Consider the following 20,655-nt stretch of genomic DNA (forward strand, 5'->3'; position numbering starts at 1 on the left):
TCCGGGTGGGCGGTCGTAACCGAATTGATCGTGCGTCAGGGACGGTGGTCACGATGACGATTACTGGGCAGCGCAACGGACTGCAGCCCGCCGAGCCGGGCGAGGAGAAGCGGCCGGAGGCGCCGGAAGACTCCGAGGGCGCGGCCGACTTCTTCCGTGCCATCGGCAAGATGATCAAACTCCTGCGCGAGCGCAAGGGGTTGACGCAGAAGGAGTTCGGCCAGCTGATCGGCTACGGCGAGGACCAGGTCTCCTCTCTGGAGCGCGGCCGACGCACCCTGCACCCGGACATGCTGGAGATCGTGGACAGGGTGCTGGACGCCGGCGGGCTGTTGCTGGCGCTGAAGCCGGACTTGGAGGCGGCCAAGTCGCGGGCCAGAGTCCGGCATCCGGCATGGTTCCGGGACTTCGTGCGGCTGGAGGCGGAGGCGGTGGAGCTGCACGGATACAGCACGCACTTCATCCCCGGCCTGCTCCAGACCGAGCAGCACGCGCGGGCGCTGTACTACATGCGACGGCCGCTACTCGCCGAACAAACCATCGAGGAACGGGTGATGGCCCGACTGGCCCGCCAGACGATTCTGGCCAAGTGGCCGTTCCCCGAGTTCAGCTGGATCATCGAGGAGGCCGTCCTGCGGCGGCCGATCGGCGGCTGGGACGTACACCACGGACAACTTGAGCAGCTGATCCGCATCGGCCGTCAGCGCAACGTATCGCTCCAGGTCATGCCGATGGACCGCGCCGAACACGCGGGCATGGGTGGGCCGTTCACCCTCATCACCCCAAAGGGCCGGGGGCAGGTCGGCTACGTGGAGGCACAGAACATCAGTCGTCTCTGCACGGTGGCGGAGGAGGTCCGTATTCTGGCCTCACAGTACGGCCTCCTCCGGGCTCAGGCGCTCACCCCGCCCGAGTCCACGGCCCTGATCCAGAAGATGCTGGGAGAACGATGAACACCACGGAACTCGCCTGGTTCAAGAGTAGCCACAGCAGCAACGAGGGTGGCGAGTGCGTGGAGGTCGCCAAGACCGCCGCCACCATCCACGTCCGCGACTCCAAGGACCAGCACGGCCCGGCCCTCACCCTCACCCCCGCCGCCTGGTCCGCCTTCCTCCAACTCGCCACCCGCCACTGACCCACCCCGAACGGGTACTGCCAGGCCGCTTGCGCCCCACGCGTGTTGCGGCCTGGCTGGTCTGCCCTCATCCCTCAGATGAGGCGGACTCGCCACCGCCGGGCTTCTCCACTCAGAGCGCGGTGACCTGAACGATGAAGACCGTCTCCAGATGCGGAGCGATGAAGTAATGGAACATGCCTCCGGAGACGTCCGCTGCCTCCATGCCGGGACCGACTCCCTCGAAGCTCGTCCCGTCGAGGTAAAGGGCCTCAGCCGCTCTCACCAACTCATCGGCTCTCCTGGCAACTTCGGCAAGGAATGCTACTGGAGCGCCAGCGGCTACGTACTCGGCATCTGGGTGATACTCCCAGGACCAGCTCATTCCTGGACCGCCGATGTGGCCGCACGAAGGATCTCACTGGAAACCGTCAGGTAGTCGCGTGCTTCCGCCACGGTGTCGGCCTGTTGCGCGAGGTACAGATTCCGGTGGTACTCCCGGGCCGTCTCGGGGAAGCGCTCGATCTCGACCATCGCGGACCAGTGCATCAGGAAGGCGTGCACAGGGGTCAGGCTGTCCAACTCGGCGGCCCGGTTGAACGCCTTCTCCAGGTCGGCCTGCATCTTCGGCAGGAGGTTCGGTGCCACGATGGCCAGTGCCGCTTTCAGCGCGGCCGGAGTCTTCGTCGGCCTCGGGATCAGTTCCTCGCCGTGGTGTGCTGCTGTGCTCAACGTTTCCTCCAAGGGATACCTCGGCTACCGTACGGCAGCCAGGGCCAGCAGAGCGTCCGGACCTGCCAGCTTCGCGCACAGCTGAGCCTGCCGCCGACTCCGAGGACCAGCACAGCCCGCCCTCACCCCCGGCAGCCGGCCCTGACGGGTCACCCCGGCTGACGCTGGACGTCACCCCTCCAGTACGCGTTCAAGCCCGAGCGACACCTCGTGCAGCACGAGGCGGCTGCGTAGCTCCCGCACGCCCAGGTCGGCTTTGAGGCGGTCGATGACGCTCTCGAACTCGCGCGCGTCCGCGCACACCACGCGGAGCTGGAAGTCGTAGTCACCGGTCAGGCGCATCGCGCTGATCACCTGGGGCACGTCGGCGAGTTGGCGCTCGAAGGCGTGGCGGTCCACCCGGTCGCCCAGGCGGATGTCGCTGATCATCTGCATGCCCCGGCCGAACGCCTCCAGGTTCAGCTCGGCCCGGTAGCCCTTGATGATGCCGGCGGCCTGAAGTCGGCGCACCCGGTCGGCCACCGTGTTCGCCGACAGCCGGACCTGGCGCCCCAGCTCCTGGTAGGTCGCCCGGCCGTCCTGCAGCAGGAAGGCGAGAAGCTCTCGATCGATACGGTCCACGGCACCCATGCTACGAATCCTCGGCAGATCTCACCAATCACCGATTTTCCCTCACCACCATGGCGCCCATCCCCGTGAGATCCGAGACAAAATCGACGCAACCGACGCAAGAATCGCAGCCATGGAACTGCTGCTGGTCCGCACCGCCCTCGCCCCGTCCCTCGTGTTGCTCGCCTCCGTGATCGCCCGCCGTCTGGGGCCGCGCCGGGGTGGGCAGTTGCTCGGCGCACCGACGAGCACCGGGCCGTTCCTCGCCCTGACATGGCTGAGCTCCGGACCCGAGAAAACCGCGGCGGCCGCGCACGGCACCGTCACGGGGACGCTGGTCGTGGCGTGCTTCTGCCTCGCGTACGCGCGCCTCGCCCCGACGCGCCGCCCGGCGTGGACGCTGGTGCTCACCCTGGCGTGGGCGGCCGTGGCGGGGCTGGTCGGGGCGAGTTGCGGGAGCATCTGGCTGACCGCCGGGCTGACCGTCGCCGTCATCGGCGCCGGCTTGCTCAGCTGGCCTGCCACCGGGCCGAGTTGCCCGCCGCCGAGCCGCACGCGGAGGTGGGAGATACCGGTACGGATGGCGCTGGCCGGCGCAACGGTCGTGACGGCGCTGGCCGCTGCCACCGCACTGGGGTCCTTCGTCGGAGGCGTACTGTCCGCGCTGCCGGTGCTGTTGTCCGTCATGGGGACGTCGGTGCACCGCACGGCCGGGGCGCCGGCCGCGCAGGAGATGATGCGCGGCGCGCTGACCTCCGCCGCGGGCACCCTCGGCTTCCTCCTCGTGCTCTGCTTCGCCCCGGTCCCCCTCGGCCCGCTCGCTGCCTTCCTCCTCGCCCTGGCCGCCCTGCCGACGGGCGACTACCTGCTACGCGCCGCTCAGCACGCCTGACGCATGGGGGCGGTGCACCCTCCTGTAGCGGGAGAGTCTTGCCCCCAACCGGACTTGACCCTGCCACGGCAGCACCGCCCATCGTTGCGTCCGCGGCCACCCAGGCCGTTAGAGACGATAGAAAGGGCGCCGATCATGCCGAACATCCACACCCCGGACGGCACGCAGCTGTTCTACCGGGACTGGGGCAGCGGACGCCCGGTCGTCTTCGTCCACAGCATGCTGATGAGTAGTCAGATGTGGCAGCACCAGATGCAGCACCTGGTCGAGCACGGTCATCGTGCGATCGCCTACGACCGCCGGGGCCACGGGCGGTCCGACGACCCGGGCACCGGCTACGAGTTCGACACCCTGGCCGACGATCTGGCCGCCCTCCTGGCCGAGTTGGACCTCACCGACGTCACGTTGGTCGGGCACTCGATGGGCGGCGGCGAGGTGGTGCGGTACCTCAGCAAGCACGGTGACGAGCGCATCTCCCGTATCGCACTGGTGGGTTCGACCGTCCCGCACCTGGACGTCGAACCCGCCGTGGCGGCAGCGCTGCTCGACCGCCTCCGGGTCGGCTACGGCCAGTGGGTGGAAGAGAACGCCGCGCTGTCCTTCGGCGACGGGCTGCCCGACTGCTCGATACCGCAGGTGGAGAAGGACCGGACCATCCAGGACTGGATGGAGGTCTCGCTCAAGGCGGCAGTCGACTGCACCGCCGCCAACCTGGCGGCCGACTTCCGAGCCGACCTGCGCGCGATCAGGATTCCGACGCTGGTCGTCCACGGAGACGCCGACGCCTTCGCCCCGCTGGAGACCTGCGGACGCCGCTCGGCCGAACTGATCCCCGACAGCAAGCTCGTGGTCTACCGCAACGCCTCCCACATGCTCCACCTGTCGCACCGCCGACAGCTCAACACCGACCTGCTGGCGTTCGTCCACTAGGCGGGCGCGCCCCACCGTCAACCGCACCACGGCCTCCGCCGTACAAGTACGCTGGGACGATGACCGAATCCCTGCCGCCCGGCGGCGTGGTCCTCGACGCCGACGAAATGGAAGCCCGCTGGGCTGGCGCATGGCGGCCGGAGCAGGTTGCGGAGCGGTTGCGCGGGGTCAGTACGACCTGGTGTGTCGCGGCAGGCTGGGCGCTGGACCTGTTCCGTGGGAGGCAATCGCGGCCGCATGGCGATCTGGAGATCGCGGCGCCCGCCGCGGCGTTCCCGGAAGTTCGAGATCGCTTCCCCGAGTACGTGTTCGACGCGGTGGGTTCGGGGCAGGTCTGGCCGGCGGCAGACGCCGAAGCACTGGCGGCCACGCACCAGACCTGGGCGCGGGATCCGGCGAGTGGTCAGTTCCTCTTCGACGTCTTCCGCGAGCCGCATCAGGGCGGGGTCTGGGTCTGCCGGCGGGATGAGAGTCTGCGCCTGCCGTACCACGCGATCATCGAACGAACGGCGGACGGGATCCCGTACCTGGTACCGGAGTTGGTGCTGTTGTTCAAGGCGAAGGCGGCGCGGCCCAAGGATCAGGCGGACTTCGACGGTGTGCTTCCGCTGCTGAGCCGGACGCGGCGCGACGTCCTCAGCGGGTGGCTGGAGCGCGTGCACCCGGGTCATCCGTGGCGGGCCGAGCTGGCGGGATAGCCGTGCCCGGCAGCCGCCAGCCGCACGCGCTCCCGCCAGCCCAGGCGCGCCGGTTCGGACTCCGGCGGTTGCACCGGTGCCGTGCTGCGGCAGCCCGCGCACCGTGCCTCGCCCGCGACGACGCGGAACGGGCGCTCGCAGTTGCCGCAGATCGCCAGCGTCAGCGGCAGGTGGTCCGTCTCGTGGTCGGGCATCTTGTCCAGCAACCGAGTACGCAGCAGCGCTGCCGGGCACTTCACCTGCGGCGGCAGGCCTGCCGTCAGCGCATGTCGCAGGCCCGTCGAACCGACGCCCCTGGCCAGCCACTCGGCGGCCAGCGGCGCCAAGCGGGCTGCCTCACGGGAACCGAGCACCAGGCGCTCGTCGAACTGGCGCAGCGTCAGCAGCAGTTGCTCGGCGGTCTCCAGGCGCCCGTCCGGATCCGGCGGGACCGGGAGGGGGGAAGACGTCTTCTCCCCCAGTGTTCCTTCCGTAGGGAGGACGGTGCCGGGTGACGGAACGTCGGCCCGCCCGACCTTTCGTGATCCGGCACCCGGTACAGCGGCCTTGCCCCCACGCCCCGAGACGAAGATCTCCGCCGCCTCCTCCGCCCGCAGCGGCACACTCGACACCAGCGACTCCGACCGCACCTGGCCACCCGCATCGCGCCGCTTCGTCGTGTGCAGCAGCCCCTTGTTGACCAACTGCCGCCGCGCCCGATCGGCCGTGATCCGCCCGCCCGTCAACCCGGCGGCCAACTCCGTCACCGTCGTCTTCCGCGCCGCCACATCCGACAGCGCCAACGCCCGCACCAGCAGCCGGAAGGCAGAATCCGACAGATCGTCATCCCAGATGTGGGCGTTGGCGATCTGCGTAAAGGCGCGCGCGGGCGCGATAACATTCCTAAGCATCCTCAGTGGCCCTTTCCTGAGCCCACTTGGCGGATGAAGAGCCCGGCCAGGTGCGTCAACACCCGCCGGGCTCGCCCTTTTCCATTCGGGGCGACCCGCTCACCGCGCACGCTAACACCACCCGTAGCCGATCAACGACTGTCCGCGACTCCACGGCCACACCGCGCAACCCTCCGCGCGCCCCCTCGCGCCGGTAGTCACCTGCTGGGCACGGCCGTCCGGGAGGTCCGAGAGGAGACCGGACCCGACGTCAACATGACCAGCTACCGCGTCAGTCCGCACCCTCCATCACCAGGCACACCGGCTCCCCGTCGGCATCCGCCAACTCCCAGGCCAGCGCGCTGCCATAGGGAGCGTAGAAGGCGAGGTACTTCGCCCCGCCGCCCGAATCCGCCGGGATCTCCGCGACATTGGGCACCCTCCCCGCCTCGGCCCCCGCCGCGAGGTCGGCCTCGATGCGCTGGACGAACTCCGGGGTGCGGTCTGCCGGGTAGTTCGACTCCTGGTCCCACAGCGCGCCCAGCGGGCCGAGCGGCTGGTAGTCGTTGTACACCAGCTCGATCCGGCGGGCGGCGGCCGCCTCGGCGATGGCCTCGGGGGCGGCGAGGGGGATCACGATCCGGAAGGTCCAGGACGGCTTGAGGTCCAGCGGTACCCGGGCCGCCGGGTCGGGCTCCTCGATCACCTCCAGGTAGACCGGGTACGAGCCGGGCGCCAGCGTCTCGTACGGGATCCACTCCCCCGGGTTGGGCTGGGCGAACACCAGCGTCCCGGTCACCACGAGGTCGCTCACCCGGTGGAACCCGTGCGCTCGGCCCTGGTAGGGCCAGTCACCCATCTGGAACTCGTTGAACAAAGTCGCGATGCGCTCCAGCGCCGCTGCGGTGTCCACGTCTGCTGCGTCCATGGGCGCGGATTCTGCCAGGCGGCCCCGACACCGGGCCCAGCCGCTGTTGCCCCATCACGCAGACCGTGGCAGCCGAACTTGACGTGTCACCAGGCGATCTTCGGACAACCGGGCCGCCGCCCCTCTGATACGGTTCTGGCCGGCCCACCGAGGGCCGCTGCCGCTCCGCTGACCGCGGGGCCCGACCGAGGAGGTGAGACCCATCAACGCTGGTGTTGTCCGGGTACTCGCCCCGCGCGGTCGCCGTTCGTCGAGCTGAGCCGCCGAGAGTACCCTTCGGATCCCCGGAAGGCTCTCCCCATGACCGCTCAGCCCCACTCCGCGCCATCCTCCACTTCCCCCTCCCCGGTCTCCCCCGCATCCCCCTCCTCGGCCTTTCCCGCCTTTGCCGCCGTCGTCGAGACGCTGCGCGCGGCCGGCTGCGTCTTCGCCGAGGACGAAGCGGACCTCCTTCTCGCCGCCGCCCGCTCCGATGCCGAGCTGGCCCGCATGGTCGCCCGCCGGGTGGCCGGGCAGCCGCTTGAACACGTCGTCGGCTGGGCCGAGTTCTGCGGTCTGCGGATCGCGGTGGACCCCGGGGTGTTCGTCCCCCGGCGGCGCACCGAGTTCCTGGCCCGGCAGGCGCTCGGGCTGGTCCGCACCGGATTCCGCACCGTCGACCTGTGCTGCGGCTCGGGAGCGCTCGGCGCGGTGCTGGCCGCGGCCGTCGAGCTGGAGTTGCACGCGGCGGACATCGACCCGGCCGCGACCGCCTGCGCCGCCCGCAACCTGGCCGGGCGGGGCACGGTGTGGACCGGTGACCTGTTCGATCCACTGCCGACCGGGCTGCGCGGCGAGGTGGAGCTGCTGATCGCCAACGTGCCCTATGTGCCCACGGATCGGCTGGCCGTGCTGCCCGCCGAGGCCCGCGACCACGAGGCCCGGGCGGCGCTGGACGGCGGGCCCGACGGGCTGGGCGTGCTGCGCCGGATGGCCGCCGAGGCGCCGAGCTGGCTGGCACCCGGCGGCGCGCTGCTGTTCGAGACCAGCGAGCGCCAGCTGCCGGCGGCACTGTCGGTGGTCCGCAGCGCGGGCCTGGCCGCCCGCGTGGTCGCGGACGAGGAGCTGGACGCCACCGTGGTGATCGCCACCCGGGATCTCCCGCGCCCGTAATCACCACGCGCGGGGGAGCTCCCCCGACACGACCGCCTGCGCCCGTAATCACCACGCGCAGGGGAGCTCCCCCGCCGGCCCCAGACCGCCCCCTTCCACCTTCCCGAATAAAGTGATATCACTTTGATAGGCCCGTGATAACGGGCTCAACGGAGGATTGAGAGGAGCCGGTCCGATGGCCGCTCAGCAACACCCCATCGCGGTGCCCGAGATGCCCGCCCCCAAGATCACCGAGCGGCTGATCACCGGCCGCCCCGGTCTGCCGATGCTCGCGCTCTGCCTGCTCTCGGTGCTCGGCGGCGCCGCGCTGACCGTCGTCGCCATCGCCCAGCTGGCCATCCGACACGGCAGCGCGCTGGGGATCGTGCTGGTCTGCTTCGGCCCGCTGCTGGCCATCACCGGGCTGGTGCTCTGGGGCGGCATGACGGTGGTCGCCCCCGGTGTGGCCCAGGTGGTGATGCTGTTCGGGCGCTACCGGGGCACCATCCGGGCCGACGGCCTGACCTGGGTCAACCCGTTCACCTCACGCCGCCGGATCTCCACCCGGATCCGCAACCACGAGACCGAGACCGCCAAGGTCAACGACGCCGACGGCAACCCGATCCAGATGGCCGCCGTGGTGGTCTGGCAGGTCGAGGACACCGCCAAGGCCGTGTTCGAGGTGGACGACTTCGTGGAGTTCGTCGCGATCCAGACCGAGACCGCCGTCCGGCACATCGCCAACAGCTACCCGTACGACTCCCACCAGGACGGCCAGCTGTCGCTGCGGGACAGCGCCGACGAGATCACCGGCCGGCTCTCCGAGGAGATCGGCACCCGGGTGGCGTCGGCCGGCGTCAAGGTCATCGAGTCCCGGATCACCCGTCTCGCCTACGCCCCCGAGGTCGCCCAGGTGATGCTGCAGCGCCAGCAGGCCGGCGCGGTGGTCGCGGCCCGCAGGCTGATCGTCGAGGGCGCGGTCGGCATGGTGGAAGCCGCCCTGGACCGGCTGGCCGAGCGCGACGTGGTCGAGTTGGACGAGGAGCGCAAGGCCGCCATGGTGAGCAACCTGCTGGTGGTGCTGTGCGGCGACCGTGGCACTCAGCCGGTCGTGAACACCGGTTCCCTGTACCAGTAGGAGAATGCGCAGGTGGCGACCGAGCGGAAGAAGATCCTGTTGCGCCTGGATCCGGGGGTCCACGACGCACTGGCCCGCTGGGCCTCGGACGAACTGCGCAGCACCAACGCCCAGATCGAGTTCCTGTTGCGCCGGGCCCTGACCGACAGCGGCCGAATGCCCGGCGGCGTGGGCCGGCTGCCCAAGCGCGGCCGGCCCGCCAAGGAGGACGCGAGCAGCCCTGACGAGGAGGGGGAAACCTCATGACCGACGTACCCGACACCCTGCAGGGCAAGCTGTTCCTGCTCGCCTACGACCCCGACAAGGGCCGGCTCACCAACCGCCCCAACCTCGACCTGCTGCTGCGCGCGGCGGGCCTGGCCGACCTGCTGCGGCTCGGCCTGATCCGCGACGACCGGGGCAGGCCGGTGGCCGTCGCCCCCGCTCCCGCCGGCCTCGACCCGCTGCTCGCCGAGCCGCTGCGGCTGATCGCCCAGAGCCGGCCGCGGTCCTGGCAGCGGTGGATCGGCCGGCGTCGGCCGACCGTGCGCGAGGTCCGCGGCAGCCTGGCTGACCGGGGCGTGCTGCGTCTGGAGGAGCGCCGGGTGCTGGGGCTGTTCCACTCGGTGCGGATCGAGCCGCGCGACCCGCGGGCCCGCAAGCAGCTGACCGCCGCCGTCTCGGCGGCGCTGCGCGACCCGATCAGCCGGGTCGAGGCGGCGGACGCGGCCCTGGTGGCGCTGGCCCACGCGGGCGAGCTCACCGTGGTGTTGAGCCGTCAGCAGCGGCGCGAGGAGAAGGCCAGGATCGCCGAACTCGCCGACCTGTGCGGGCCGGTGCCGATGGCGCTGCGCCGGGCGATCCGCTCCAGGCGGGCGGCGCAGTCCAGTTGAGTCGACGCGATGTCGACCACGAACAACTCATGCACCAACGAGCAAAGAGAAATGGCGAGTTGACATATCGTCAACTCGCCATTTCACCCATTCGGGAACCACTAGCCCTTGGTGGCCATCGCCCGCAGGAAGAACGTCAGGTTGGCCGGACGCTCCGCCAGGCGGCGCATGAAGTAGCCGTACCACTCCTGCCCGTACGGCAGGTAGACGCGCATGGTGTTGCCGGCCTGGGCGAGGCGCAGCTGCTCCTCCGGGCGGATGCCGTAGAGCATCTGGTACTCGAAGCTGTCCCGGGTGCGGCCGTTCCACTCGGCCAGCTGGCCGGCGATCTTGATCATGTTGGGGTCGTGCGAGGCCACCATCGGGTAACCCTCGCCGCCCATCAGGACCTTGAGCGCGCGGACATAGGCGAGGTCGACCTCGTGCTTGCCCTGGAAGGCCACCGACTCGGGCTCCTTGTAGGCGCCCTTGCAGATCCGGACCCGGGAGCCCGCGCCGGAGAAGTCCTTGCAGTCGGCCTCGGTGCGGCGCAGGTAGGCCTGCAGCACGACGCCCAGCCACGGGAAGTCGGCGCGCAGCTCGCGGGCGATCGACAGCGTGGAGTCGGTGGTGGTGTGGTCCTCCATGTCCAGGGTGACCGTGGTGCCCGCGTCGGCGGCGGCCTGGCAGATCCGCCGGGCGTTCTCCAGCGCGATCTTCTCGCCGTCCACCGGCAGGAACTGGCCCACCGCGGAGAGCTTGACCGAGACCTCGGCGTTGGCCGCGAGTCCCGTCTCCTTGAGGGCGGCCAGCAGGTGCTCGTAGGCCTTGGCGGTGCCGGCGGCCTGCTCGGCGTCCTTGGTGTCCTCGCCGAGGTGGTCGAGGGTCACCTTGCGGCCGGTGGCGACCAGCTCGTCAGTGGCGGTGATGCCCTGGTCGAGCAGCTCGCCGGCGACGAAGCGCTCGACTATCGCGTGGGTCGGGGGGAACTTCTCGACCATGGTGCGCACCTGCGGGGAGCGGGACGCGGCGAGCAGTGCGGAACGGAGCATCGGTACTCCTGTGGGGGATGGGCAGGTTGCGAGGGGGTGGGGGCGGCGGTGAGGGTAGCCGCCGCCCCCACAGGGGTCGTCGCGCGCCGCCGCGCCCTCGACGGGGCGGCGGCGGGCGACGGGAGTGCACTGGGCGAGGGGTGTCAGCCCATGTGCGGGTAGCGGTAGTCCGTCGGCGGGACGAACGTCTCCTTGATGGACCGGGTCGAGGTCCAGCGGGCCAGGTTCTGCTTGGCGCCGGCCTTGTCGTTGGTGCCCGAGGCCCGGCCGCCGCCGAAGGGCTGCTGGCCGACGACCGCACCGGTCGGCTTGTCGTTGATGTAGAAGTTGCCGGCCGCGTAGCGCAGCTTCTCGGCCGCGTCCTGGGCCGCCGCGCGGTCCTGGGAGATGATCGCGCCGGTCAGGCCGTAGGCGGAGACGGACTCCATCTGGGCCAGCATCTGCTCGTACTCGTCGTCCTGGTAGACGTGGACGGCGAGGATCGGGCCGAAGTACTCGTCCCGGAAGTACTCCGAGGCCGGGTCCTGGCAGACCAGCACGGTCGGGCGGACGAAGTAGCCCACCGAGTCGTCGTAGCTGCCGCCGGCCAGGACCTCGACCGTCGGGTCGGCCTTGGCGCGGTCGATGGCGGCCTTGTTCTTGGCGAAGGCGCGCTCGTCGATCACGGCGCTCATGAAGTTCGACAGGTCGCTGACGTCGCCCATGGTCAGGCCCTCGACCTCGTCGCGGAACTCGTCCTTGAGCGACGCCCAGATCGAGGCCGGGACGTAGGCGCGGGAGAGCGCCGAGCACTTCTGGCCCTGGAACTCGAAGGCACCGCGGGTCATCGCGGTCTTCAGCACCTGCGGGTCGGCGGACGGGTGGGCGACCAGGAAGTCCTTGCCGCCGGTCTCGCCGACGATCCGCGGGTAGGAGCGGTAGTTCTGGATGTTGTTGCCGACCTCGCGCCACAGGTGCTGGAAGGTCGCGGTGGAGCCGGTGAAGTGGATGCCGGCCAGCGCCGGGTGCTTCAGGGCCACCTCGGAGACGGCCAGGCCGTCACCGGTCACCATGTTGATGACGCCCTTGGGCAGACCGGCCTGCTCCAGCAGCTGCATCAGCAGGTGCGCGGCGAACTGCTGGGTGGGGGACGGCTTCCAGAGCACCACGTTGCCCATCAGCGCCGGGGCGGTGGGCAGGTTGCCCGCGATGGCGGTGAAGTTGAACGGGGTGATCGCGTAGACGAAGCCCTCCAGCGGGCGGTGGTCGCTGCGGTTCCACACGCCGTCCGAGGAGATCGGCTGCTCGGCGATGATCTGCCGGGCGAAGTGCACGTTGAAGCGCAGGAAGTCGACCAGCTCGCAGGGGGTGTCGATCTCGGCCTGCTGCGCGGTCTTGGACTGGCCGAGCATGGTGGCGGCGGCCAGCGTCTCGCGCCACGGGCCGGCCAGCAGGTCGGCGGCCTTGAGGAAGATCGCGGCGCGGGAGTCGAAGGAGAGCGCCTGCCACGCGGGGGCCGCGGCCAGGGCGGTGTCGATGGCGTCCTTGGCGTCGGCCTGGGTGGCGTTGCGCATGGTGCCGAGGCGGGCCGCGTGGTTGTGCGGCTGGACGACGTGGATCTCCTCGCCGCCGCCCATCCGGCGCTCGCCGTTGATGGTCATGGTCAGCTGGACGGGCTCCTGGCCCCCCAGCTCCTTCAGCTTGGCCTCCAGGCGGGCCCGCTCGGGGCTGCCGGGGGCGTAGCTGTGGACCGGCTCGTTCACCGGCGCGGGGACCTGGGTCACAGCATCCATGAGTGCGCGCTCTCCTTCGAGTCGTGGGGGCCCTCGGGTAGGGCAGCGGAGCCGCCGTTGTTCACACGGCCGCCATGAAGGAACGTTAAAGCGCCGGAGGCGCCCCCATGGTTGGCCGGGCGGCTAAAGTCATCCATACGGCATTGTTCAACCGGATGAAGGTGAGCCGATGACTACTCCGGCCCCCGGCATCCCACTGCGTCATCTACTGATGTCGCTTGGCGAACCTCTGGTCGAACTCCAGGCCGCCCCGGCCGGGTTGGACGTGCCGGTGCGCGAGGTGGCGATCCTCGACCCCGAGGATCCGGCCACCGCCGCCACCGGCGAACTGGTGCTGGCGATCGGCGCCCGCGGCCGCGCCGCACTGCCCGCGCTGCGCGCCGCCGGACGGGCCCGAGCGGCCGCCGTCGCCGTCAAGCTGGACGCCCCCGGGCAGGCCGACGCGCTGCGCGAAGCCGCCACCGAGGCCGGCGTGGCACTGCTGTCGGTGCGCCGGGAGACCCGCTGGGAGCACCTGGACGCGCTGGCCCGCGCCATCATCAGCGGGCCGGACGCGCCGGAGACCGCCGAGCACAACGCCGGCGACCTCTTCTCGCTCGCCCAGACCACGGCCGTGCTCACCGGCGGCATCGTATCCATCGAGGACACCTCCAGCCGGGTCCTCGCCTACTCCCGCTCCGCCGACTCCGACGAGGTCGACGACCTGCGGCGGCTCTCCATCCTCGGCTGGCAGGGCCCCGAGCCCTACCTGTCCAAGCTGCGCGAGTGGGGCGTCTTCCAGCACCTGCGCAGCTCGGACAGCGTGATCGCGGTCGAGCCGCACCCCGAACTCGGCCTGCGGCGCCGACTCGCCATCGGCATCCGAGCCGGCGCACAACCGCTCGGCACCATCTGGGTGCAGGAGGGCTCCCGGCCGCTCGCCCCGCAGGCCGAGCAGGCGCTGGTCGGCGCCGCCCGGGTGGCCGCCGCGCAGCTGGTGCGCCGGCGGCGCGAGCTCTCGGCCGACGTGCGGCTCACCCAGACCCTGCTGACCGGCCTGCTCGAAGGCAGCACCGGGCCGCAGTCGCTCGCCACCCACCTCGGGCTGCACCCGCAGCGCCCGGCCACCGTGCTCGGCTACGCGGCGGTCGGCGGCGACACCGCCCGGGCCGACGTGACCGGCCTGATCTCGGTCCACACCGCAGCCCGGCACCGCAGCGCGCTGCTCGCGCCGATCGACTCGCGGATCTACGTGCTGCTGCCCGACCTGCCGGCCGCGCTGCCGGTGGCCACCGTGCGGGGCTGGGCCCAGGAGGTGGTCGACGCGGCCCGCGACCACCTGGGCGTGCAGCTGCGCGCGGCGATCGGCAGCACCGTGCCCGGGCTGGCCCGGGTGCCCGAATCCCGCGCGCAGGCCGACCGGATCCTGGACGCGATGGGGCGCGGCGGGGTGATGCCGGAGGTCGCCGCGCTGAGCGACGTGCAGGCCGAGGTGCTGGTCAGCGAGACGCTGGCGCTGCTCCAGGAGCGGCCCGAGCTGCGCGACCCGCGACTGGCTGCGCTCACCGACTACGACGCCCGGCACGGCACCCGGCTCGCCGAATCGGTGCTGGCCTGGCTGGACGCGCTGGGCGAGGTGCGGGTCGCGGCACAGGTGCTGCACATCCACCCGAACACCCTGCGGTACCGGGTCCGGCGGGCCGAGCAGCTGACCGGGATCGACCTGGCGCAGCCGCAGCAGCGGCTGCTGGCGATGCTGCAACTGCGCTTGCCCAGCGCCTAGTTGCCGACGTGGTGGCGAAACGAGCAGGGGCCCTGGTCGGTTGACCAGGGCCCCTGCTGCGCAATCCGGTGGGCGATACTGGGATCGAACCAGTGACCCCTTCGGTGTGAACGAAGTGCTCTCCCGCTGAGCTAATCGCCCGGGTGCAGGGAAAACCTTATCCCATCCGCGGCACTGCACCCCACGCCCCCCTCACCGCCGCCGCTGCCGCCGCCAGATGTCCCAGGCGGCCAGCCAGCACGCCTCCGCCTCCGGGTCGCCACCGCGCTCCCGCACCCGCACCCAGGCCTGGTGCGCGGACAGGCTGGGCACCTGGCTGGCGAAGACCGTGTAGCGGATCGCCTCCTCCACCGCCGCCCGGCCCTCCTCCGAACCCACCAGCCAGTCCGCCTGATCGGCCAGCCGGCAGAGCTGGCCCACCATCAGCTCCAGTGCGGCCCGTGCCTCGCTGCGGCTCTCCGAGGCGTAGTGCATCTGCTGGCGCATCGCCGCCGACCAGTGCTCCACCGGCTCGCCGACCCGCAGCCGCCGCGGCAGCCGGGCCCGGCCGTCGGAGAGCCGGTGGGCCCGCTCGGCCAGCGCCCGCTCCACGCTGGACTCCACCAGCAGCCGGTGCGCGTCCAGGCCGGTCAGCGCCGCGTGCCCGCGCCGGGCCTGGGCGATCCGGGCCTGCCGACCCGTCTCCAGCTGGCGCAGCAGCTCGGTGCGGCCGGTCAGGTAGCGGTCGCAGTCCGGCCCGCTCAGCCGGTCCAGCTCCACATCGCCCGGTGCCACCCCGCGCCCGCAGAGCAGCACCACCGAGCCCTCCACGGTCAGCCGCCCGGCCCAGACGGTGCGGGAGTGGCCGCCCGCCCCGGGGCCGCTGCCGCGCTCCTCGTGGATCTGCACCGGCACCGGCTCGCCGTCCACGTTGATCCACTCCCGCAGGGTGCGGATCCGGGAGGGGCAGTCGCCCTCGTCCAGCCCGAGGTACTCGTAGATCCGGTCGCGCTCCCGCTCGATCAGCTCCTCCGGCTCCGGCATCGAGGTGTAGCGCTCGATGCCCGGCTGGTAGGTGCGCACCGTGACGTACGGGCCGTCCAGCGAGCTCCAGTCGCCCGACCGCACCTCGAACCAGGAGACCTCGTCGCCGAGCATCTCGTAGTCGCTCAGCGCGTCACTGTCCACGACCGCCGTCCGGCCGGCCACCGGCGGCACGCCCCGGGCGCCCCGGCCGGACCGGTCCACCCCGTAGACCTGGAAGTCCAGTTCCTCGAAGACCGCCCGCACCGCCCGCTCCTGACCCCGCAGGTGCTCCTCGCCCGACTCCACCGCCCAGCTCTCACCGCTGATCGCCACTTTCGCCGCTCCCCCGGTCTCGCCGTTCCTCGATCCGCGGCCGGGCCCCGCCAGGCGCGGACCGCGTCCGCCCACGATACGTGCGCTCGACCTGGCGGGCCATCAGCTTCCCTCGTACGGCTGGCAGATCCCGCGACCCCGCCCGTCCCGCCCCGGGCCGGGCCTATGGTGGCGGTGCCCACGCCCACTCGGGGCCGGTGCTCGCGGTGAACCCCTCCCGGGTCCACCGCGTACCCCTGGGTGGCCGCCGTGGGCCAGGGAGTTCTCCGGGAGTCGCCATGGACCTGAACCGGTACCGGCTGGTCAGCGTCTGGCTGCTGCCCGCCCCACCGCGCGAGGTCTACCGGGCGCTGCGGGACGTACCGCAGTACCCGCACTGGTGGCCGCAGGTGCGCGAGGTGCGGCGGCTGGACGACCACACCGGGCGGCTGCGGATACGCTCGCTGCTGCCCTACCAGTTGCTGCTCACGGTGCGGGAGCGCCACCAGGACGAGGCCGGCGGGGTGCTGGAAGCGTCGCTGGACGGGGACCTGGTCGGCTGGTCCCGGTGGACGGTCGGCGCGGACGGGCCGTCGGCCAGCCGCGCCGTCTTCGAGCAGGACGTCCGGCCCGGCAAGCCGCTGATGCGGCGGCTGGCGCTGCCCGGGCGGCCGCTCTTCCTGCTCAACCACGCGGCGATGATGCGCGCCGGGGAGCGCGGGCTGCGGCGCCGGCTGCTCGGCTCCCCGGATGGCTCCGTCAGTTCCGGGACCGGGCCTTGAAGGCCGCCTTGCGGGCCTCCTTCGCCACCCGCTTGTCCGGGTGCAGCTCGCCGATCGTCTCCAACACCTGTGCGGTGTACGGATGTTCAACCCGCCACAGCTCGCCGAAGAAGCCCGCCGGGTCATCGGCCACCGGCATCCGGGCGATCAGCTCGCGCTCCAGTTCGGCGTCCCCTCCGAGGTCCAGCAGCTGCCCGGCGTAGGTGTCCACGGTGGTCCACAGCACCATCGGGCGGTCCGGCTCCGGCACGTCGGAGGCGCCCTGGGAGAGCAGCAGGGCCCGGGCGGCGCCGCCCAGCTCCCGGTCGTCCAGCACCTCGCGCACCGCCGGCTCGACCGCCGCGCCGAGCTCGCCGATCGCCAGCTGGGCCAGCATCCGGCGCAGCGGGGCCACCGGGTCGTTGCCCCGGGCCGCCTCCAGCAGCTCGCGGGCGGCGCCGACCGGCTCGCGGCCGACCAGCCAGACCTGGATCTCCTGCTCCGGCAGCACATTGACGGCCTCGGCGATGCCCTGCAGCAGCGCGGCGGCGTCACCGGTGGCGTACTCGCCGATCAGCGGGGCGTCATAGCCCTTGTCCAGCAGCCACTGGCGGATGCCGTACTGGCCCAGCGGGGTCAGCTTGACCAGGCCGAACCGGGCCGCCTCCGCGTCGTCCGCCTCGGGGCTCACGGCGGCCCGGGCCTCGGCCGCCTCGGCCTCCCCCTCGATCTCCTCCTCGGCCTCCTCGAAGAGCTCCGGGTCGATCGGCTGGTACTCCAGCAGGCCGATCTCCTCCAGGTCGGAGAGCATCGGGTCGAGGGCGACCATCACATCGGTGATGTCGCCGAGCATCTCCTCGTCCGGCTCCTCGCCGTCCGGCACCACCAGCAGGGCGGCCAGCACGCCCAGCGGGACGGTCTCCTGGCCGGGCTGGGCGAACGCGGTGGCCTCGTAGAGCACCTGCAGGGCCTCGTCCAGCAGCTCGGCGGCCTCTGCCTGGACCTCCTCGTACTGGCTCAGCAGCTCCTCGGCCCGGTCCTCGTCGGCCTGCTCGCCCGCGTCCGGCTCGGAGTCCAGCGGCTCGATCTCGGCGGCCAGCTCGGTGACCACCTCGGCGGCGGACAGCCACAGCTCCAGCACCGCCTCCGCATCGCCGGCCTCCACCGGGGCCAGCTCCTGGCTCGGGCCGGCCACCCGGTTGCCCTCGGCGTCGTGCGCGGGCACCACCAGCTCCAGGTCGCTCGCCAGCGACCAGATCCGCAAGGCCTCCAGCACGCTGTCCTCGGGGACGTTGCCCTCGGCTGGGGCCAGGCCGAGGTGGCGGGCGGCGGCCACCTGGTCGGCCGGCAGCAGATCGCCGAGCTCGTCCACCGGGCGGGTCGGGGCCGCCCATCTGGCCAGCCGGACCGCCCGGGCCAGCAGCGGCACGGCGGCGGCCTGAGCGGCCAGCTCGCCCTCCGGCAGCAGGCGCACCGGCGGGACCAGCACCGGCTGGTCGTCGGCGTCCTCGTCGTCCTCGGAGCCGTGGGCGCCGTAGAGGTCGGCCAGCTCGAAGTCGGCGGGCAGCAGACTCTCCGCCGGCTGCGTTCCAGGCCCGGTCGCCGACGGGTGGTCCGGGTTCTTGCGGCGTCGTCCGGGCATCAGGAGCGGTCTCCTCAGGTGGGGTCTGCACTGCGATTCATGTGGGGGACTGCACTGCGATCAGCGTATCGGCCGACCAGGCGCCCGTGCCCTACCTACGGGGGCGCGTGCCGCCGCCGTACGCCTTTGCCGCACCACCACCGCTGATCGCGCCCCTGGCGCACCACCACGCTGCCTGTGCATCCGGCTCACCACCACACTGACCGCACCTCTGGCCCACCACCATGCTGACCGCACCTGCCGCCACCAGCCCGTATCCTTGTGCGCTACTGCACATCACACCCCCGCACCACCTCGGCACCCCGCCCCCGGCCACCACAGCAGGCCACGGACGGACCGCCCCGGCACACCCCGCCGGCCCGGGGTGGCGCCCGGCCACATCAGGAGACCCCTGCCATGGCGGACCTCTCCCCCGCCGGCCCCGGCCTGCCCACAGGGCGGCTGACCGGTACCCGGCTCTCGGAGGCCCTGCTTCCCCTGGAGCTCGCCCCGCGCGGCCAACTCCAGCTCTCCGCGGTCAGCCGCTGGAACGCGGCACGCGGCATACGCGTCGGCCTGGTCGCCGCCGCCCTACTGCTCCTGCTGATCGGGGCCAACCTGGCCACCCCGGTCTACCCGCTGCTCCAGCAGCGCATGGGGCTGACGGCGCTCGACACCACGCTGCTCTTCACGATCTACGTCTTCGCGCTGATCCCGGTGCTCGCCGCGGTCGGCCACTGGTCCGACCTGCTCGGCCGCCGCGCCCTGATCCTGCCGGCCATCCTGCTGGCCGCCGGCGGCGACGCGCTCTTCGCCACCGCGCACGGCTTCGGCCAACTGGCCGCCGGACGCGCCGTCCAGGGCATCGCGGTGGCGCTCTCCACCGGCGCGGCCGGCGCGGCGCTCAGCGACCTGCTGCCCGACCACCAGACGCTGGCCGCCAAGCTCACCCTGGCCTGCTCGGCGGGCGGCGTCGCGCTCGGCCCGATCGTCGGCGCGGCCCTGGTCACCAGCCGCGACCCGCTGCTCACGCCGTTCCTGGTGCACGCGGTGGCGCTGGTCGCGCTCTGCATCCCGCTCGCCGTACTGCACCCGCGGCTGCCCGGCGCCCGCCGCCACCCCGCCGAACCGCCCCGGATCACCACCGCGCTGCACCTCAAGCCGCGCAAGCTGGTGCTGCCCGCGCAGGGCCGCCGGATGTTCCTACTGGCCGCCGCCGCGGGCTTCGTCTCCTACGCGGTGTTCGGGGTCTTCCTCAGCCTGGCGCCCGCCTTCTCGGCCCAGCTGCTGCACACCCACGCCCCGATGGCCGGCGCCGTCGTGGCCGCCCTGCTGCTGGGCTCCTCGGCCGGCGCCCAGCTGGTGATCCCGCCCACCAGCAGCCCCCGGCTGATCGCCCTCTTCATGACCGGCCTCGCGGCCGGCCTCACCCTGGTCGTCCTCGCCGCCTACGCCCACCTGCCGGCCCTGCTCTTCATCGGCAGCGTCGTCGGCGGCGCCTGCCAGGGCATCGCCTTCCGCTCCCTCTTCACCACGGCCATCGCCGCCATGGACCCCGCCAAGCGCGCCAGCGAGATGAGCGCCCTCTGGGTCATCGTCTACCTGGGCAGCTCCGCCCCCATCGTCGCCGTCGGCGCCCTGGCCCGCAGCTACGGGCTGCTGCCCGCGGTCAGCGGCTTCGCCGCCATCGCGGCAGCCGCCTGCCTGGCGCTGGCTGGGGCGGTAGTGCGGCGGCGGTAGTGCGGGTCAGTCCGACCACGGACGCCAGAGCTCGGTGTTGATCTCGAAGCCGAAGGGCTCAGGCAGGTTCACCGGGTCACCGAACTTCCACGTGCGGTTGGCCCGGTAACTGCCGGCCACCCGATCCGGCTCAGTGAAAAAGGTGACCCCGGGACGGCGTGGGTCTCGGTCGACCAGCAGGTAGTACGGGATGCCACAGCGGGCGTAGCCGCTCCATTTGGTCGCGCGACGCCCGAGGACCGGCTCCCGATCGTTGTGAGCATTGGACTTCGAAGTGACCTCCACCACCAGGTCCAGCTGGCCGGGCGAGAGGAACAGCCGGTCCTCGGCCCGGCACCTGGCTGCGGTGTCCTTGGCCAGCAGGACCAGGTCGGGAATGTACCCGTCACCAATATCGACCAGGTCCAGGTTGATCGTCTGAACCACTGCCCACGGAAATGCGGGATCCATGACACCGGCAGTGACTACCGCACTCTGGATATCGCTGAGAATCGCCGCGTGCGAGAACACGGGAGCGGGTGACACGACGATCTCCCCCCCGACCACCTCCACCCTCGTGCCGTCGTTCGGCATGTGCAGGTAGTCGTCGAGCTCGCCCCGTGCCCACATCGCGTACGGGGAGTCCGGCAACATCAAGTGCGCGATCGCAGCGATGGACACCTCGGCACTCCCTCCACGTTCGCGGTCCCAGCCTTGCCCACAGTACGCGCGAACGCCACTGCCGCGGACCCGAATCCC

22 protein-coding genes and 1 tRNA gene are annotated in these 20,655 nt (G+C 71.8%); 12 read left to right on the top strand and 11 right to left on the bottom strand.

The window, feature by feature from the left end:
* Positions 1–53: 53 nt before the first annotated feature.
* Together E6W39_RS13450 and E6W39_RS13455 are read left to right on the top strand one after the other, a co-directional pair.
* Entirely contained in the window at positions 54–953 is a 900-nt protein-coding gene (locus tag E6W39_RS13450; RefSeq protein WP_141633755.1) for a helix-turn-helix domain-containing protein, read from the top strand.
* Positions 950–1,135: a DUF397 domain-containing protein gene (locus E6W39_RS13455; protein WP_141633756.1), complete on the top strand. Its 186-nt coding sequence runs from the start codon at positions 950–952 to the stop codon at positions 1,133–1,135. The genes E6W39_RS13450 and E6W39_RS13455 overlap by 4 nt, the downstream gene beginning before the upstream one ends.
* 112 nt (positions 1,136–1,247) lie before the next feature.
* Here the strand turns inward: E6W39_RS13455 and E6W39_RS13460 are convergent, their stop codons facing one another.
* The 3 genes from E6W39_RS13460 to E6W39_RS13470 all read right to left on the bottom strand — a co-directional run bounded on the left by E6W39_RS13460 (position 1,248) and on the right by E6W39_RS13470 (position 2,467).
* Entirely contained in the window at positions 1,248–1,499 is a 252-nt protein-coding gene (locus E6W39_RS13460; RefSeq protein ID WP_141633757.1) for a hypothetical protein, read from the bottom strand.
* Positions 1,496–1,846, bottom strand: coding sequence for a DUF6247 family protein (locus E6W39_RS13465; protein WP_141633758.1), 351 nt, complete (start codon positions 1,844–1,846; stop codon positions 1,496–1,498). Before E6W39_RS13465 ends, E6W39_RS13460 begins: the two co-directional genes overlap by 4 nt.
* Positions 1,847–2,017: 171 nt before the next feature.
* The gene (locus E6W39_RS13470) at positions 2,018–2,467 is read right to left on the bottom strand and encodes an Lrp/AsnC family transcriptional regulator (RefSeq protein WP_141633759.1); all 450 of its coding nucleotides are present in this window, start codon (positions 2,465–2,467) and stop codon (positions 2,018–2,020) included.
* Between the two features lie 121 nt (positions 2,468–2,588).
* Here E6W39_RS13470 and E6W39_RS13475 point away from each other — a divergent pair, with 121 nt between their 5' ends.
* The 3 genes from E6W39_RS13475 (at position 2,589) to E6W39_RS13485 (ending at position 4,975) form a co-directional block, all read left to right on the top strand.
* Positions 2,589–3,347, top strand: coding sequence for a hypothetical protein (locus E6W39_RS13475; RefSeq protein WP_141633760.1), 759 nt, complete (start codon positions 2,589–2,591; stop codon positions 3,345–3,347).
* A gap of 135 nt (positions 3,348–3,482) precedes the next feature.
* Positions 3,483–4,277, top strand: a complete 795-nt coding sequence (locus tag E6W39_RS13480; protein WP_141633761.1) for an alpha/beta fold hydrolase — start codon at positions 3,483–3,485, stop codon at positions 4,275–4,277.
* Positions 4,278–4,336: 59 nt separating this feature from the next.
* Positions 4,337–4,975, top strand: coding sequence for a nucleotidyltransferase domain-containing protein (locus E6W39_RS13485; RefSeq protein ID WP_141633762.1), 639 nt, complete (start codon positions 4,337–4,339; stop codon positions 4,973–4,975).
* On the opposite strand, the gene E6W39_RS13490 is transcribed toward E6W39_RS13485, so the two are convergent.
* Entirely contained in the window at positions 4,945–5,865 is a 921-nt protein-coding gene (locus tag E6W39_RS13490) for a hypothetical protein (protein ID WP_141633763.1), read from the bottom strand. The genes E6W39_RS13485 and E6W39_RS13490 overlap by 31 nt on opposite strands.
* A gap of 271 nt (positions 5,866–6,136) precedes the next feature.
* Positions 6,137–6,772 (bottom strand): hypothetical protein, encoded by a 636-nt coding sequence (locus tag E6W39_RS13495; protein ID WP_141633764.1) that lies wholly within the window; start codon positions 6,770–6,772, stop codon positions 6,137–6,139.
* A gap of 300 nt (positions 6,773–7,072) precedes the next feature.
* On the opposite strand from E6W39_RS13495, the gene E6W39_RS13500 reads away from it, so the two are divergent.
* The 4 genes from E6W39_RS13500 (at position 7,073) to E6W39_RS13515 (ending at position 9,913) form a co-directional block, all read left to right on the top strand.
* Positions 7,073–7,924 carry a putative protein N(5)-glutamine methyltransferase gene (locus E6W39_RS13500; RefSeq protein ID WP_141633765.1) on the top strand — a complete coding sequence of 284 codons (852 nt, stop codon included), beginning with the start codon at positions 7,073–7,075 and terminating at the stop codon, positions 7,922–7,924.
* Positions 7,925–8,099: 175 nt separating this feature from the next.
* Positions 8,100–9,041: an SPFH domain-containing protein gene (locus tag E6W39_RS13505; RefSeq protein WP_141633766.1), complete on the top strand. Its 942-nt coding sequence runs from the start codon at positions 8,100–8,102 to the stop codon at positions 9,039–9,041.
* A gap of 12 nt (positions 9,042–9,053) precedes the next feature.
* Positions 9,054–9,287: a hypothetical protein gene (locus tag E6W39_RS13510; protein ID WP_141633767.1), complete on the top strand. Its 234-nt coding sequence runs from the start codon at positions 9,054–9,056 to the stop codon at positions 9,285–9,287.
* Positions 9,284–9,913 carry a GOLPH3/VPS74 family protein gene (locus E6W39_RS13515; RefSeq protein WP_141633768.1) on the top strand — a complete coding sequence of 210 codons (630 nt, stop codon included), beginning with the start codon at positions 9,284–9,286 and terminating at the stop codon, positions 9,911–9,913. Before E6W39_RS13510 ends, E6W39_RS13515 begins: the two co-directional genes overlap by 4 nt.
* A gap of 101 nt (positions 9,914–10,014) precedes the next feature.
* Here E6W39_RS13515 and E6W39_RS13520 read toward each other — a convergent pair whose 3' ends face one another.
* Together E6W39_RS13520 and pruA are read right to left on the bottom strand one after the other, a co-directional pair.
* A complete protein-coding gene (locus tag E6W39_RS13520; RefSeq protein WP_101382649.1) occupies positions 10,015–10,944 on the bottom strand; it encodes a proline dehydrogenase family protein in 930 nt (309 codons plus the stop codon).
* 143 nt (positions 10,945–11,087) lie between these two features.
* Complete coding sequence (gene pruA, locus E6W39_RS13525; protein ID WP_141633769.1) at positions 11,088–12,716, bottom strand: L-glutamate gamma-semialdehyde dehydrogenase; 1,629 nt, start codon at positions 12,714–12,716, stop codon at positions 11,088–11,090.
* 169 nt (positions 12,717–12,885) lie between these two features.
* On the opposite strand from pruA, the gene E6W39_RS13530 reads away from it, so the two are divergent.
* Entirely contained in the window at positions 12,886–14,478 is a 1,593-nt protein-coding gene (locus tag E6W39_RS13530) for a PucR family transcriptional regulator (RefSeq protein WP_228718137.1), read from the top strand.
* A 69-nt stretch (positions 14,479–14,547) separates the two neighbouring features.
* Here E6W39_RS13530 and E6W39_RS13535 read toward each other — a convergent pair.
* Positions 14,548–14,619: transfer RNA gene (locus E6W39_RS13535), tRNA-Val, on the bottom strand.
* 51 nt (positions 14,620–14,670) lie between these two features.
* A complete protein-coding gene (locus E6W39_RS42950) occupies positions 14,671–15,816 on the bottom strand; it encodes a hypothetical protein (RefSeq protein WP_141633770.1) in 1,146 nt (381 codons plus the stop codon).
* Between the two features lie 278 nt (positions 15,817–16,094).
* Here E6W39_RS42950 and E6W39_RS13545 point away from each other — a divergent pair, with 278 nt between their 5' ends.
* The gene (locus E6W39_RS13545; RefSeq protein WP_141633771.1) at positions 16,095–16,577 is read left to right on the top strand and encodes an SRPBCC family protein; all 483 of its coding nucleotides are present in this window, start codon (positions 16,095–16,097) and stop codon (positions 16,575–16,577) included.
* On the opposite strand, the gene E6W39_RS39335 is transcribed toward E6W39_RS13545, so the two are convergent.
* Positions 16,555–18,198: a hypothetical protein gene (locus E6W39_RS39335; protein WP_181799258.1), complete on the bottom strand. Its 1,644-nt coding sequence runs from the start codon at positions 18,196–18,198 to the stop codon at positions 16,555–16,557. The genes E6W39_RS13545 and E6W39_RS39335 overlap by 23 nt on opposite strands.
* Positions 18,199–18,594: 396 nt before the next feature.
* Between E6W39_RS39335 and E6W39_RS13555 the strand changes: the two genes are divergently transcribed.
* Entirely contained in the window at positions 18,595–19,917 is a 1,323-nt protein-coding gene (locus E6W39_RS13555) for an MFS transporter (RefSeq protein WP_141633772.1), read from the top strand.
* A 6-nt stretch (positions 19,918–19,923) separates the two neighbouring features.
* Here the strand turns inward: E6W39_RS13555 and E6W39_RS13560 are convergent, their stop codons facing one another.
* Positions 19,924–20,577 carry a Uma2 family endonuclease gene (locus tag E6W39_RS13560; RefSeq protein ID WP_141633773.1) on the bottom strand — a complete coding sequence of 218 codons (654 nt, stop codon included), beginning with the start codon at positions 20,575–20,577 and terminating at the stop codon, positions 19,924–19,926.
* Between the last annotated feature and the right edge of the window lie 78 nt (positions 20,578–20,655).

This window comes from Kitasatospora acidiphila, from assembly GCF_006636205.1.
Taxonomy (GTDB): domain Bacteria; phylum Actinomycetota; class Actinomycetes; order Streptomycetales; family Streptomycetaceae; genus Kitasatospora; species Kitasatospora acidiphila.

What these genes read in the sequence shown, in the direction of transcription:
- E6W39_RS13450 (WP_141633755.1), top strand. Translation starts at nt 54, where the DNA reads ATGACGATTACTGGGCAGCGCAACGGACTGCAGCCCGCCGAGCCGGGC.
- E6W39_RS13555 (WP_141633772.1), top strand. Translation starts at nt 18,595, where the DNA reads ATGGCGGACCTCTCCCCCGCCGGCCCCGGCCTGCCCACAGGGCGGCTG.
- E6W39_RS13495 (WP_141633764.1), bottom strand. Translation starts at nt 6,772, where the DNA reads ATGGACGCAGCAGACGTGGACACCGCAGCGGCGCTGGAGCGCATCGCG.
- pruA (WP_141633769.1), bottom strand. Translation starts at nt 12,716, where the DNA reads ATGGATGCTGTGACCCAGGTCCCCGCGCCGGTGAACGAGCCGGTCCAC.
- E6W39_RS13460 (WP_141633757.1), bottom strand. Translation starts at nt 1,499, where the DNA reads ATGAGCTGGTCCTGGGAGTATCACCCAGATGCCGAGTACGTAGCCGCT.
- E6W39_RS13520 (WP_101382649.1), bottom strand. Translation starts at nt 10,944, where the DNA reads ATGCTCCGTTCCGCACTGCTCGCCGCGTCCCGCTCCCCGCAGGTGCGC.
- E6W39_RS13505 (WP_141633766.1), top strand. Translation starts at nt 8,100, where the DNA reads ATGGCCGCTCAGCAACACCCCATCGCGGTGCCCGAGATGCCCGCCCCC.
- E6W39_RS13485 (WP_141633762.1), top strand. Translation starts at nt 4,337, where the DNA reads ATGACCGAATCCCTGCCGCCCGGCGGCGTGGTCCTCGACGCCGACGAA.
- E6W39_RS13530 (WP_228718137.1), top strand. Translation starts at nt 12,886, where the DNA reads ATGACTACTCCGGCCCCCGGCATCCCACTGCGTCATCTACTGATGTCG.
- E6W39_RS13545 (WP_141633771.1), top strand. Translation starts at nt 16,095, where the DNA reads ATGGACCTGAACCGGTACCGGCTGGTCAGCGTCTGGCTGCTGCCCGCC.
- E6W39_RS39335 (WP_181799258.1), bottom strand. Translation starts at nt 18,198, where the DNA reads ATGCCCGGACGACGCCGCAAGAACCCGGACCACCCGTCGGCGACCGGG.
- E6W39_RS13480 (WP_141633761.1), top strand. Translation starts at nt 3,483, where the DNA reads ATGCCGAACATCCACACCCCGGACGGCACGCAGCTGTTCTACCGGGAC.
- E6W39_RS13515 (WP_141633768.1), top strand. Translation starts at nt 9,284, where the DNA reads ATGACCGACGTACCCGACACCCTGCAGGGCAAGCTGTTCCTGCTCGCC.
- E6W39_RS13455 (WP_141633756.1), top strand. Translation starts at nt 950, where the DNA reads ATGAACACCACGGAACTCGCCTGGTTCAAGAGTAGCCACAGCAGCAAC.
- E6W39_RS13500 (WP_141633765.1), top strand. Translation starts at nt 7,073, where the DNA reads ATGACCGCTCAGCCCCACTCCGCGCCATCCTCCACTTCCCCCTCCCCG.
- E6W39_RS13490 (WP_141633763.1), bottom strand. Translation starts at nt 5,865, where the DNA reads ATGCTTAGGAATGTTATCGCGCCCGCGCGCGCCTTTACGCAGATCGCC.
- E6W39_RS13475 (WP_141633760.1), top strand. Translation starts at nt 2,589, where the DNA reads ATGGAACTGCTGCTGGTCCGCACCGCCCTCGCCCCGTCCCTCGTGTTG.